This is a genomic window from Microcystis aeruginosa LEGE 91341, from assembly GCF_015206885.1.
Taxonomy (GTDB): Bacteria; Cyanobacteriota; Cyanobacteriia; order Cyanobacteriales; family Microcystaceae; genus Microcystis; species Microcystis aeruginosa_H.
On sequence record NZ_JADEXY010000121.1, the window covers coordinates 1 to 13,255 of the forward strand.

Below are 13,255 nucleotides of genomic sequence, written 5' to 3' on the forward strand. Positions count from 1 at the left end.
GAAGTGGGGGAATTATGAATTATGAATTGGGGTATGGGGAGAACAAATAAAAATGGTTCTTCCGAACTTACACTGTAGAAAACTCCCCAAGCTCCCTCTCTGTCCAGCAATGCTCTAAAGTTGATAAATATCAATCTAACAAAAACTCAAAGCCCTATTATACAAGCTTTACAAGTATGAGTTGTTGATAGTTTTGCATAACAGGTTCGGTAGAGCCATAAAAATAATCTCCTGTCTCCTGTCTCCTGTCTCCTGTCTCCTGTCTCCTGTCTCCTGTCTCCTGTCTCCTGTCTCCTGTCTCCTGTCTCCTGTCTCCTGTCTCCTGTCTCCTGTCTCCTGTCTCCTGTCTCCTAACCCCACTAACAAACTTTTTGCCGCAAACCCTAAATAGAACTAAGCTGCTGGCCGATCGCCAACTGGTCTAGGAATCGGCCACCACTTTAATCGATCGCCCGTCGGGAAATTTGCCAACTTAAAAAAATTACCGGAATTAATCCCACTAGGACAATGGCCAGGGCCGGTGCCGCCGCTTCCACCAAACGTTCATCACTGGCGTATTGATAAACCCGCACCGCTAGGGTATCAAAATTAAAAGGTCTTAACACCAAAGTAGCGGGTAATTCCTTCATCACATCGACAAAAACTAACATAGCCGCCGTCAATAATCCCCCCGACAAAAGAGGAATATGCACTTTAATTAAAGTTGCACCGGTGCCATAGCCAAGGCTGCGGGAAGCATCATCTAAACTAGGTTTGATTTTACTTAAACTCGATTCTAGTGTGGAAAAAGCTACGGCTAAAAACCGGACAATATAGGCAAAAATCAGACAGAAAATCGTACCGCTCAGAATTAAATTGATATTTAATCCTTGATTGAAAAAGTTATCTAATTTACCGAGAGGAATTAAAACCCCCACTGCGATAACTATGCCAGGGATAGCATAACCAGCAGCCGCAATCCGCACAGAACCCTTAAGAGTTTTATTCGGATTAAGTCTTTCCCCGTAGGCGAGAATTAAAGCTAAAACTACCGCAATAATTGCGCTTAAACTAGCCAGAAAAAAACTGTTTCCTGATAAACTAAAAAAGTCATTATTAAAAGTTTCTTGGGCATGATTAAAGGCTAGATAAGCTAGATAAAAAGCAGGGGCAATAAACCCCAGAAATACCGGCACAAAACAGGAGATCATTGCCAAAAAACTGCGAATAAATCCCAGTTTGTACTTAGTCGGTGACTGGAAACGATTGGTCATTTCATAGTAACGAGCTTGACGACGGGAGGATTGTTCAAGGAAAACTAAAACGAGGATAAATACCATTAAAACTGTGGATAACTGCCCCGCTGCTATGCGATCTCCCATACCGAACCAAGTATTATAAATACCCGTGGTAAAAGCATTAATGCCGAAATACTGCACCGTACCAAAATCGTTCAGAGTTTCCATTAAAGCTAGGGCTAATCCTGCCATAATTGCCGGTCTTGTTAGGGGTAAAGCGACGGTAAAAAAACTGCGCCAAGGATTACATCCCAGGGAGCGACTTGCCTCCACTGTGCAGACAGATTGTTCTAAAAAACCGACCCTTGCTAACAGATAAACGTAGGGATAAAGCACCAGTATTAACATCAGAATCCCCCCCCAAAGAGAACGGATATTAGGAAACCAATAATCTTCGACACTACTCCAACCGAAAACACTTCTTAAGAAGGTCTGCACTGGACCAAAATAGTCCATCATATTGGTATAAGTATAGGCCAAGAGATAGGCAGGAGCGGCAAGGGGTAGTAATAATAACCATTGAAATTGTTGACGACCGGGAAATTGACACATCGTTATTAACCAAGCAGTGCCAACACCGATGATTAAAACGCCACTACCCACACCAAACATCAACCAAAAAGAATTAACTAGATAATCCCAGAGAACAGTTTCGATCAGATGTTGCCAGACTTGACTGGAATTAGTTAATAAACTACTAGCCACCGATAAAATTGGCAGGGAAACAAGCAGGGCAATTAGTAAAACTGCAATTGTCCATCCCTGTCTAAAAAAAGAGCGAGATTCTTTCAGCAAAAACATTTTTAATAAGATTGTTAAAGCAGTTTTTAGAGAACTAGGAGATGATCTACAGCAGTCCTAGGTTATTGGCTCCTAAAAATTAGGATTTCTGTAACAGATTGCGGTAGTCAAACACGCGAATGAGAGTCCCTTTTTTCGGTAAATCGGCGGCACGAATCCGTAATTTATTGTCCCCGATTAAACGGATATTTTTATCCTTGACTAACTTGAGAAACTCATCTACAGACACCAATTCACAGGCATTTTTATCGGCGGCACTGGTGAAGTATTGCGTCGGGACAGCAATTCGCGGCTGTAAAACTTCGATCGCCTGTTTTGCTTCTTGGGGATTATAATTTTTTGGACCACCTCCCACGGGAATAAAAGCTAAATCCGGCGAACCTAAGAGAATTCTTTGTTCTAATTCGAGCGGGGCTGCTGCCCCCCCCAAATGGACAATACTAATCCCTGCTTGGGTCCAACGCCAAGCCACATTCATGCCGAAACGTTGCCCTCCCATGCGATCATGGGCGATACTAATACCCTGGAATTTTAATTTACCCAGATCGTAGGCCCCCGGCTCAAACAAAATTTTCGGATTACCGGGTAAACCCTCGGCAGCCCCTTCATCCCAGAGTTGACTACTAATTAAAACGATATCTGCTTCTACTTTTGGCAAAGGAAAACCCGCCGTACAACCAATGGCCCGGAAGGGATTAACTAGGACTCTTTGACCTCCTCCAGTGAATAAAAAGCAACTATGACCCAACCATTGAACTAAGAGGGAATCATCGGGTTTTTGAGCGGGAGTGGGGTTAGTGGGTTTGGGTTTAGTTTCCGCTAAAACTGAGCCTACTGCCACGGTTAAGAAACTTGTCCCCACCGATAAGATAAAATCTCGCCTTTTCATAAATGTAGATGCAGAATTAATCAAGTTAGGGTTAATTTCAGGGGTTGGGGATTAGTAAACACTAGAGGGATCGGAGAAAGTTTCTTAAAAGTTCCTTGCCGGCAGTGGTTAAAATACTTTCGGGATGGAATTGTACCCCTTGAATCTGGGGATAATCCCGATGACGGACTCCCATGACCGTGCCATCTTCTACCCAGGCCGTGATCTCTAAATTATCCGGCATGGTGGAGCGATCGATCACTAAACTATGGTAACGGGTGGCAGTAAAAGGATTTTCTAAGCCTTGAAATACCCCTTCACTGTTGTGATAGATGGGGGAAGTTTTGCCGTGCATTAAGACTGGGGCCGAGACCACATCCCCCCCGAATACCTGACCGATACTTTGATGACCCAGACAGACCCCCAAAATCGGCAAATGGGGGCCAAATTTGGCGATTAATTCCAGAGATATGCCCGCATCGACCGGACGACCGGGACCGGGGGAAATGACAATCCCATCCGGCCGCATTTGTTCGATTGTGGCCAGATCGATTTTATCATTACGATAGACCTCGATCGGCAAGGCGATCGGAAACTCAGCCGCTAATTCTCCCAAATACTGGACTAAATTGTAGGTAAAACTATCATAGTTATCGATGACGATTATCAAGAGTCTCTCTCCTTTCTCTAGCCTCGCTCAGTATTTTCATTCTACACCTCTGCTGTCTCGATCGAGATAGCCGGGATGTAGGGGGTAGGCTATTTTTGAGCCGTCAGCTAGAATCTGGCCGGAATTGCTAATTACAGCCTAAACTATCTCTGGTGGCCACTCCCGTGACTGGATTAATGCCATCGGCCCGTTCACACATTAACTTGACCTGATAGTTATCAATTACCGCGTTAGTGAAATCGGCCCCGGTAATAATTGTGTCATAAAAACGGCTGCGAGTAGCGATCGCATCGGTAAAAATAGTATTAGTTAAATCGGCAAAATCGAGGGTAACTCTATCTACCAAAGAGGCGGTTAAATCGGCCCCTTTTAAGTTAGCTTTTAAGAGGACAGCCTCGGTGAGAATGCTATAGGATAAATCGGCCCCTTCTAGGTTAACTCCCCGCATCGCGGCAGCTGCGAAAACCCCTCCGCGCAAATCCTGATGGGAAAAATCCCGATCTTGCAGCTGGGCAAAACTATAGTTAATCGTTTTATCTTGGGCCAAGGCCACCGGACGGGCCGCGAAAAGTAGCCACAGAATCGCCAGCAAAATAATTAAAACCAGACTGAAAAAATTTTTCAACATTGTTACTGTTGAGCGTCGAGAAACTGGGCCACATCATCACCCACCCGAATAGTTAGGTCTGAGTCTAAAGCACCAGTGGAGGATGATTCTACTTTACCGATTCCCAATTGATTTTTCAAGAGGTTAGCGGACTGAATATCACCTTTTTGGGCAATAATTGCCGTAGTTTCTAGCTTTTGGGAGGAGTCATCGCTAATATAAACATTTGTGTAGCCCCGTTTGGCCAGATAATTACGAGTACGACGGGCTAAACCTTTGGTATGGGTGGCATTTTGAATGGCAATCCGCAGACTATAAACGGAGGTTTCTCCCCCCGCGTAGTTATCGGTAAAATTATTAGCCACAATGGTTCTAATTTCGCGACGGTTCAAAATCCAATAACTGCGACCATCGTATTCCTCGAGGCTATTAAACCGGCCGGGGAGTAGGATCATTCTCAAGTCATCCTGTTTAATTTCCCGGCCAAAATTAGCGATAGCCAGCATTTCCTCGACGCTTAAGTTCGTATCGATATATTGTTGTAAAACCTGCACTGCTTTCGGGAGACTGGGGAGAATTGTCGGACTAAAAATCTTTTGTTGGAGTGCTTTTAATAAAATTTGTTGTCTTTGTACGCGACCAATATCACCGTATTGCGGGTTACGAAAACGGGCAAATTGTTCTGCTTGGTCGCCGTTGAGATTTTGCCAACCCTCTTGTAAATCAATTTCTAATTTTTGGGTGACATCTTTATGATACATTCGTTCGGGTACATAAACTTCTACACCCCCGACTAAATCGACTAATTCCTTAAAAGCATCGGTAGTCACCCGCACATAGCGATCAACGGTGACATCCCCTAAAGTATTAGTGACCACTTCTGCCGCTAGAGTCGGTCCGCCGTGAACATTGGCATCGTTGATTTTAGTGAAACCGTGGCCGGGGATTCTGACACGGCTATCGCGAGGGATAGACAGCATTCTCACGGTTTTATCGCTAGGATCGAAGCGCACTAGGAGCATGGTATCGCTGCGACCTTTAAATACATCGTCGCTGTTTTTGGCATCTAAAACTCGATCGATGCCCATAACTAAAATATTAACAGGACGAGAAAGCTGCTGATTGATTAAGCTATTCCAAGCTTGATCCTCAAGGATGTCTGTTTGGGTGGGAAAAGATGTTTTTTGGAAGATGGCCCCAATTGGTGCGGGTAAGGGACTAATTAAAGCGACGGCAGCCCCAACAGTGGCGGAAACTAGGGCGGTAAAACTGAGGGTTATTCCCCAAAATAAGCCCTTTTGCAGGGGAGATGCTTTTTTTAAACCGGACATGACTGAACTGACCACCGTGACGGTATTTTCTGAGTTTTGGCTGTATTCTTGCTTTTCAAACCGCCCGGAAACATTGGCCATGGACTAACCTCAACATCTGATTAAAAGCTTACTCTGGGAGGTGACTGCTGATCGATAGAATCTATCTCTAGTCCAAAAGTTCCAGATATTGGCCGTCCCCCCTCTCGCCGGCTATTGTAACATATTGTTAAGGAACTGGCTATCCTAGACCTGTTGTAAAAATCAAAAATTGTTGTTAGGGTTAGGAGTCGGTAGTCAGTAGCCAGTAGTCAGGAGAGTTAAGATAGAAGATAGATTTTGCCTTCGATCCCCCCTTAATTCCCCCTTGATAAGGGGGGTATCTGACAATTTTTAACACCTACCTAATTAATAGTCAATTAAATGCTCTATTTCCCGATTTTATGCCATTTAATCCCTATTTTTGCCGTTTTTGAACCCTGAAAAGTTGATTATGCCAGAGGTTAAATAATTTTTCAGGTATTCGGTTCGGTTATAGATTATCTTTATGGCCAATAATTAAGAGAGGTGAAAACTTGAAGATGACAGAACTAAGGTTATTCTCCTCGTTTTTATCCCTTTGCTTTTGGCTAGTCTGGCAGTTTTTTTGTCAATAAATTCTGAGCTATTTTTTATGGAAATCATCTCCCTTCCCCCATCATCCACCCAGGAATATCTCTGTATAAGAGACTTAAATCTCTACAATTCTCCCAGTTGTCAAGAGTTAGCTACCCAAGCACAACAGGGAAGACAATTAAAATTTATTTCCCTAGAAATTACTGAAAAAGGCCTACAAATTCAGCTAAGGGAAGATAATTATTTAGCTTGGTTATCCCGAGAAGATTTAGATGCGATTGCAGCGGCCGCCACAACTTATCAAAAAATTCCTCTAACTCGTTCAGAAATAGAAAAACATATTCCTGAGATTATCACTTTTACTCAGGAAGCAATGAACCGTACCAATCATTATCTTTGGGGTGGAACCCTTGCACCTAATTACGATTGTTCAGGATTAATCCAGGCTGCTTTTGCCACTTTTGGCATTTGGTTGCCGAGGGATTCCTATCAACAGGAGGCTTTTTGTCAAAAAATAAACCGAGAGGAATTACTCCCAGGAGATTTAATTTTCTTTGGTGATAAAAGAGTTAATCATGTGGCTTTATATCTAGGTAATAATCAATATATCCACAGTTCAGGAAAAGAAACAGGTAATAATGGTATCGCTATCAATCTACTCACCGATGATAGGGATAGCGTCAGTCGTTATTATTATCAAAAATTATGGGGTTTTGGTCGAGTTATGCACAATTAATCAGTTATCAGTGGGAATTATGAATTATGAATTATGAATTATGAAGTGGGAAGAATAGATAAAAATAATCTCCTGACTCCTGTCTCCTGTCTCCTCACTCTACCCCATAGATAATCATGTTAGAAAACATCTCCCTAAGCGGTCTATCAATTCGTCGTCATATAGGAGTATTGATGTTAACTATAGCAGTTATCATCATCGGTCTTTTTTTTCTAAATCGTTTACAAGTAGATTTGCTTCCTTCTATCACTTATCCTCGCATTAGTTTAAGGATGAATGTACCTGGGGTTTCCCCAGAAGTTATTCTCGAAGAAGTAACTAAACCCCTAGAAGAAGGAATGAGTGCCACCGAGGGAGTAGTGCAAGTTTATTCAGAAACTCGCGAGGGAAGGATGCGAGTAGATTTATTTTTTCAACCGGGGGGAGATTTAAATGTTGCTTTAAATGAAGCTACCGAAAGTTTTAATCGTGTCCGACAAAATTTACCCGATATTATTGAAGAACCGCGCTTAAACAAATTTGAACCCTCTCGTTTACCCGTCTATGAATTTGCTCTCGTTTCTGATACCCTACCCCTAAAAGATTTAAGATTATTTGCTGATGAAGAATTAGGGAGAGAATTAGGGTTTGTGGAAGGAGTGGCAGTGGTGGACGTGATTGGGGGAGTTAGAGAAGAAATTCAAGTTAATATTGACCTGCAGCGATTACAATCTTTAGGAGTGGGATTAAATCAGGTTTTAGACACCCTAAAAAGACGTAATCAGGACATCTCTGGGGGCCGACTAGAGGGAGAAACCGGGGAACCTTTAACCCGCGCGGTGGGGAAATTTAACAACGTAGCGGATATCCAAGATTTAGCACTGACCGATAGTAATAATCCCGAAGAAAAAATCTATCTGCGGGATGTGGCCAGAGTTATCGATGGGACAGAAGAACAAAGAATTTTTGTCACCCTAAATGGAAAAAATGCCGTCAGGGTTAGCGTCCAAAAACAACCGAATGCGAATACGATTGCTGTGGTAGAAGGGGTCAAAAAACGCATTGCAGAATTAAAAAAATCCGGGTTAATGACCGGGGGGATGCAAGTCGTCACCACTAGCGATGAGTCTGTATTTATCCAAAACGCGGTTAATAACGTGGTTTCTTCGGGACTAGCGGGGACAATTTTAGCAGGATTGACTGTATTCGTCTTTCTCGGTTCTCTGCGACAGACTTTTATCATTACCCTAGCGATTCCTCTTTCTACCCTCGTCGCAATCATCTGTATGAAGTTATTTGGGTTATCGATAAATGTGTTTAGTTTGGGAGGATTGGCCCTAGGGGTGGGTATCGTGGTGGATAATTCCATTGTCATGCTGGAAAATATTGCCCTCAAAGTTAATCAAAACCAAAATAAGCGAGATTTTTTAGAAATTGCCCGGAATAGCAGCCAAGAGGTAGAATCTGCTTTAGTGGCCTCCACTGCGACTAATCTCGTCTCTATACTGCCATTTTTATTACTGGGTGGTTTTATTTCCCTGCTGTTTAACGAGATTATCCTCACTATCAGTTTTGCTGTGGCTGCTTCTCTACTGTGTGCGTTAACCGTTGTTCCCATGTTAGCCAGTCGTTTGTTAAATATGCGGGTTTCTAGTGGTATCCAGCGATTTTGGCTCTTAAAAGTCTTTAGTCAACGTCTAGAAGGTTTAACTATTCTCTACGGTCGTTTTTTAGCTAAAATCATCCGCTACAGAATACTTGTTATCCTACTGGCCTTTTTAATTTTAGGGGGAAGTAGTTTCTATCTCTGGCAATATATCCCCCAGGAAGTCTTTAGTCGTATTCAAACCGGACAGGTGAACCTTTTTGCTCAATTTCCCCCGGGTACCAATTTAAATACTAACCGTCAGGTGATGCGGGAAGTAGAAAAGATTTTATTATCACAACCAGAGACTAAGTACGTTTTTACTACCAGTGGCGGTTCTCTTTTTGGCACAACTACCAATGAAAATATTTTGCGTGCTTCTAGTACGATTAATCTCAAACAAGGCACTAATACAGAAGCATATATCGAACGCATGAGCAAAGCACTAGAGCAATTAAACCTCGTTAACGTGCGTTTGCGTCTCACCCCTGGTCAAGTGCGCGGTATTATTCTTAATAACTCTCCCTCCGTCGGTGCTGACGTGGATGTGATGTTACAGGGACTCGATGGGAAAACTCTAGAGCAAGCTGGTGAAGAAGTCCTCAGTATTCTCGATGAAAAAGTCCCTAGTGCGCGTTTTCGTCCTGATGCTGACCCCAGACAACCGGAAATCCAGATTAAACCCGATTGGACCCGCTTAAATAGTTTGGGATTGAGTACCCTGGAAGTGGGACAAACGGTAAGGACCGCTATTCAAGGATCAATCCCCACCCAACTGCAACGGGGAGAAAGATTAATCGATATCCGGGTGCAATTGGACCCCAACTCGCGGCAAAAAATTAGTGACATTTCACAAATACCTATTTTTGTCAATAGGCAAGAAGACTTAAAATTAGCAGATATCGTCAGTATTGAAGCGGGAAAAACCCCAGCAGTCATCCAGAGAATTAATCAGCGTCAAGTTTTTATTATTATCGGCAGTTTAGTCGAGGGTGCGAAATTAAGTGACGCACTCGCGGGGGTACAATCGGTTTTAAATTCCACTCCCTTACCCGATGGTATCAGCATTTTACCCAGTGCTGCCGCCACGTCTAATCAAGAAATTCAGGGTTCCTTGGGTTTATTAGCGGGTTTATCGGTATTTTTAGTCTTTGTGGTCATGGCCGTGCAGTATAACTCGCTTATAGACCCTTTGGTGATTATGTTAACCGTTCCTTTGGCCCTAGCGGGGGGAATTTTTGGACTATATTTGACCAAAACCCCGATTAATGCCATTGTCATCGTCGGGGTGGTGTTATTGGTGGGGATTGTGGTTAATAACGGGATTATTATGGTGGAATTAGCCAATCAATTGCGGCAAGAATTCGGTTTTACTCGACTACAAGCTATTTTAAAGGCCGCTCCCCAACGTTTACGACCGATTTTAATGACTACCGTGACCACGGTTTTAGGTTTATTTCCCCTCGCTTTAGGATTGGGAGAGGGGGGAGAATTCCTGCAACCTTTAGGAATTGTCGTTTTTTCGGGTTTGTCTTTAGCAACTCTGTTAACTCTGTTTATTATTCCCTGTTTTTACGTTTTATTCTCCAGAAAGTAATCTTCTTGGCAATTATGAATTATGAATTATGAATTATGAAGTGGGGGGAAGGGGAGAGGGGAGTTTTCTCAGTGAACTGATAACTGATAACTGATAACTGATAACTGACTCCTAACCCAATGTTGGTCAAAGATAAGCAAAAATTATTGATTGACTCCAAAAACTTGAGAATATTTAAATTAATATTCCGCAATATTTATAAATTCTTAAGAATTAATTGAGAAAGATTTTTATTTAACAACGATGTTCCAATGGTTACAGCGATTTGATAGAATTTCACAGTGGGTTATTCCGTGCTTTTTTGGGCAGCAATGGCTGAAACCCTTGCCACATCTAGTAGGTAATCCTAATTAAGACGGGTAAATGAGTCAATTTCACCCATAACGATGATCTTTTTTTTGTGTAGTTTTATTGCAAAAAAAAAGCTTTTTTGACAAAAAGCACAAAGTATGAATTATGAATTATGAATTATGAATTATGAATTATGAATTATGAATTATGAATTATGAATTATGAATTATGAATTATGAATTATGAATTATGAAGTGGGGAAGTGGGGAAGTGGGGGGATGGGAAGAATAAATAAAAATAATCTACTGACTCCTGTCTCCTGTCTCCTGAATACTGACTTCTAACCCGACAAAAAACCTATTCAGCAGACCCTAAGTTAAATAAGCGATAGTTACCCCCGAACCGCCCTCATTTTGGGGTGCTAATTGAAAGCGTTTTACCTGGGGATGACGGGATAGGAAATCGTGAACACCTTGACGCAATTTCCCCGTACCTTTACCGTGGATAATCCATAATATACCCGATGAGGTAGCCCTGACGATCGCCTGTTCGATATCCGTTTCTGACTCTGCCACCCTGGAACCGCGAATATCGACGGTATTATTAGCAGTACGAATTAAAGGAGTCTCCTGGGGTTTTGCGGGAGTTTGGGGCAAATTTTTGGCAGGTTTTGGCGCAGTTTCCACTTTTTGACCATCCAAAGACTCAATCTGGTCTAAGGGTAGGGTCATCTTCATCATCCCGAAACGCAGGGAAATCTCCTCTGATTCCGGTGAAATTGCTAAAACTTCGGCAGTTTGTCCCAAATTGGGCAAGCGTACCCTTTCCCCCACTTGCGGACGATAATTAACCTTAGTTTTTTCCGTTTTTGGTAATAACCTTTCTGCGATCGCAGTTAATTCCTCTGTGGCTTTTTGGGCATCCCTACCGGTTTTTGTTCCCGCTTGCAACCGGCGAATAACGTCATTAACCTCTGCTTTTGCCGATAATAAAGCCTTTTGTATCTCCTGCTCCTGATAACGCTTTAATTCTCGCTCTCTCTCCTGTAGAGAATTAGCCCGTGTAGAAACCTCTGTATAAAATTTCTCTGTTTGTTGGAGTAATTGACTAGCCTCCTTAGCTTTTGACTCCTGTTCCCGTCTTTGCGCTTCCAAACCAGCAATTACTTGATTTATCTCCTCCGATAACCCCCCCAGATGATTTCTCGCTTCGGCCACAATTTCGGGATTTAATCCCAAACGCTGGGCAATAGTTAAAGCATTAGAACGCCCCGGAATGCCCCATAATAGTCGATAAGTGGGGGAAAGGGTGCGATCATCAAACTCTACCGAGGCATTTTCAAAGCGAGAATCTCGATACTTTAACGCTTTTAATTCCCCGTAGTGGGTGGTAGCCACCGTCAGTAAACTATGATCAGCGAGGTATTGTAAAATAGCGATCGCTAAAGGACTTCCCTCGGCCGGATCCGTACCTGCTCCCACCTCATCGAGTAAAACCAAGGAACGAGAATTTAAAGCCGCTAAAATGCGGACAATCCGGCGAATGTGACCCGAAAAAGTCGATAAACTCTGTTGCAAAGACTGTTCATCCCCGATATCGGCTAAAACCTGATCGAACCAGGGGATCTCTACCGGTTCCCGCGCTGGAATAAACAAGCCCGCTTTCGCCATTAAAGCCGCTAATCCGAGGGTTTTTAAAGTAACGGTTTTTCCGCCGGTATTTGGTCCGGTGATGGCAACAACGCGAATTTCTGGGGTAATCTGCACATTTATTGGTATGACCTCCCCCCCCTGTTCATGGTGTTTTTGCCACCAGAGCAAAGGATGACGCAAATTCCGCAAAGTAATCGTTTCCGAACCATCGATAAAGTGGGGGGGATTACCCTCTAACCATAAACTGTAACGGGCCCTAGCGGTGGCCAGATCGAGCCTAGTAGCGATCGCTAGTAAATATTCTAAGTCTTCAAAAGCTTCGGCGATCAGATTACTTAACTGTCGCAGGATTTTTTCTTCTTCGATTTGTTCCTGACGACGATATTGGCGCAGTTGATTGCCTTGGTCAACGATAGAGTGAGGTTCAATGTAAAAAGTCGCCCCTGTGCTGGAAGTATCGTGAATTATCCCCGGTATTTGCTCTTTTTGTGCTGCTTTGACGGGAATCACCCAGCGTTCGCTTCTTTGGGTAATCACCGCTTCTTGGATAGCACCACCCTGCTTTTGCATGATATCCTGTAATTTTCGGTAAATTCGCTCTCTAATCACCTTCATTTGTCCCCGAATTTCGCGTAATTGGGGACTAGCGCGATCGGATATGCGGCCATCTTCATCGATACAACGGTGTATTTCCTGTTCTATCTCTGGATAGGTGCGAATTTCCGCTACTAACTCTTTTAAAACTGGTATATCTTCCTGTTCGTCAATTAAACGCCGTAAACGTCGCACTCCGGCTAAAGTTGTGGCAATATTTAAAAGTTCCTGTCCCGATAATAAACCCCCCAGATGCGCCCTTTCTAGGGCATCACCGATGTCGCTAATCCCATCAAAGGAAAGACGGCTATCTAATTTTTGTTCTAAGCTATAAACTTCTTTGGTTTGGCAGAGTAGGTTTAAACTTTCCTCTTTGCTTTCTGGTAACGGCAATTGACGAATCGCGATCGCACCTAGTTTAGTCGCTGCAAAAGTAGCTAGGTGTTGACATAGCCGCGGCCATTCCAATAATTCTAGGGTTTCGTCTTGAATCAATTTTGTAGTTTTTTATAATACGCTTTGTATTTCTAGTCTAACCGGATTTGGTCTGATTTTTACAGGAGGCAGGGGGTGGGAGAATTATGAATTATGAATTATGAATTGGGGTGTGGGG

General features: G+C 43.0%; 8 protein-coding genes. 2 read left to right on the plus strand and 6 right to left on the minus strand.

Going from position 1 to position 13,255, the window contains the following annotated elements; translation table 11 throughout:
* Window positions 1–440 precede the first annotated feature (440 nt).
* From IQ234_RS16260 to IQ234_RS16280, 5 genes are all read right to left on the minus strand, one after another.
* Window positions 441–2,078 (minus strand): ABC transporter permease, encoded by a 1,638-nt coding sequence (locus IQ234_RS16260; protein ID WP_193957844.1) that lies wholly within the window; start codon window positions 2,076–2,078, stop codon window positions 441–443.
* Window positions 2,079–2,157: 79 nt separating this feature from the next.
* The gene (locus IQ234_RS16265; protein WP_193957845.1) at window positions 2,158–2,967 is read right to left on the minus strand and encodes an MBL fold metallo-hydrolase; all 810 of its coding nucleotides are present in this window, start codon (window positions 2,965–2,967) and stop codon (window positions 2,158–2,160) included.
* Between the two features lie 61 nt (window positions 2,968–3,028).
* Window positions 3,029–3,616 carry an anthranilate synthase component II gene (locus IQ234_RS16270; protein WP_193957846.1) on the minus strand — a complete coding sequence of 196 codons (588 nt, stop codon included), beginning with the start codon at window positions 3,614–3,616 and terminating at the stop codon, window positions 3,029–3,031.
* Between the two features lie 127 nt (window positions 3,617–3,743).
* Complete coding sequence (locus tag IQ234_RS16275) at window positions 3,744–4,244, minus strand: pentapeptide repeat-containing protein (RefSeq protein WP_002768627.1); 501 nt, start codon at window positions 4,242–4,244, stop codon at window positions 3,744–3,746.
* A 2-nt stretch (window positions 4,245–4,246) separates the two neighbouring features.
* Complete coding sequence (locus tag IQ234_RS16280; RefSeq protein WP_193957847.1) at window positions 4,247–5,635, minus strand: LCP family protein; 1,389 nt, start codon at window positions 5,633–5,635, stop codon at window positions 4,247–4,249.
* Window positions 5,636–6,206: 571 nt separating this feature from the next.
* Between IQ234_RS16280 and IQ234_RS16285 the strand changes: the two genes are divergently transcribed.
* Entirely contained in the window at window positions 6,207–6,884 is a 678-nt protein-coding gene (locus IQ234_RS16285) for a C40 family peptidase (protein ID WP_193957848.1), read from the plus strand.
* Between the two features lie 116 nt (window positions 6,885–7,000).
* The gene (locus IQ234_RS16290) at window positions 7,001–10,105 is read left to right on the plus strand and encodes an efflux RND transporter permease subunit (protein ID WP_193957849.1); all 3,105 of its coding nucleotides are present in this window, start codon (window positions 7,001–7,003) and stop codon (window positions 10,103–10,105) included.
* A gap of 662 nt (window positions 10,106–10,767) precedes the next feature.
* Here the strand turns inward: IQ234_RS16290 and IQ234_RS16295 are convergent.
* The gene (locus IQ234_RS16295) at window positions 10,768–13,137 is read right to left on the minus strand and encodes an endonuclease MutS2 (protein ID WP_193957850.1); all 2,370 of its coding nucleotides are present in this window, start codon (window positions 13,135–13,137) and stop codon (window positions 10,768–10,770) included.
* Window positions 13,138–13,255 lie beyond the last annotated feature (118 nt).

Coding starts and splice junctions, on each gene's coding strand:
- IQ234_RS16260 (WP_193957844.1), bottom strand. CDS start 2,078: ATGTTTTTGCTGAAAGAATCTCGCTCTTTTTTTAGACAGGGATGGACA.
- IQ234_RS16265 (WP_193957845.1), bottom strand. CDS start 2,967: ATGAAAAGGCGAGATTTTATCTTATCGGTGGGGACAAGTTTCTTAACC.
- IQ234_RS16275 (WP_002768627.1), bottom strand. CDS start 4,244: ATGTTGAAAAATTTTTTCAGTCTGGTTTTAATTATTTTGCTGGCGATT.
- IQ234_RS16280 (WP_193957847.1), bottom strand. CDS start 5,635: ATGGCCAATGTTTCCGGGCGGTTTGAAAAGCAAGAATACAGCCAAAAC.
- IQ234_RS16285 (WP_193957848.1), top strand. CDS start 6,207: ATGGAAATCATCTCCCTTCCCCCATCATCCACCCAGGAATATCTCTGT.
- IQ234_RS16290 (WP_193957849.1), top strand. CDS start 7,001: ATGTTAGAAAACATCTCCCTAAGCGGTCTATCAATTCGTCGTCATATA.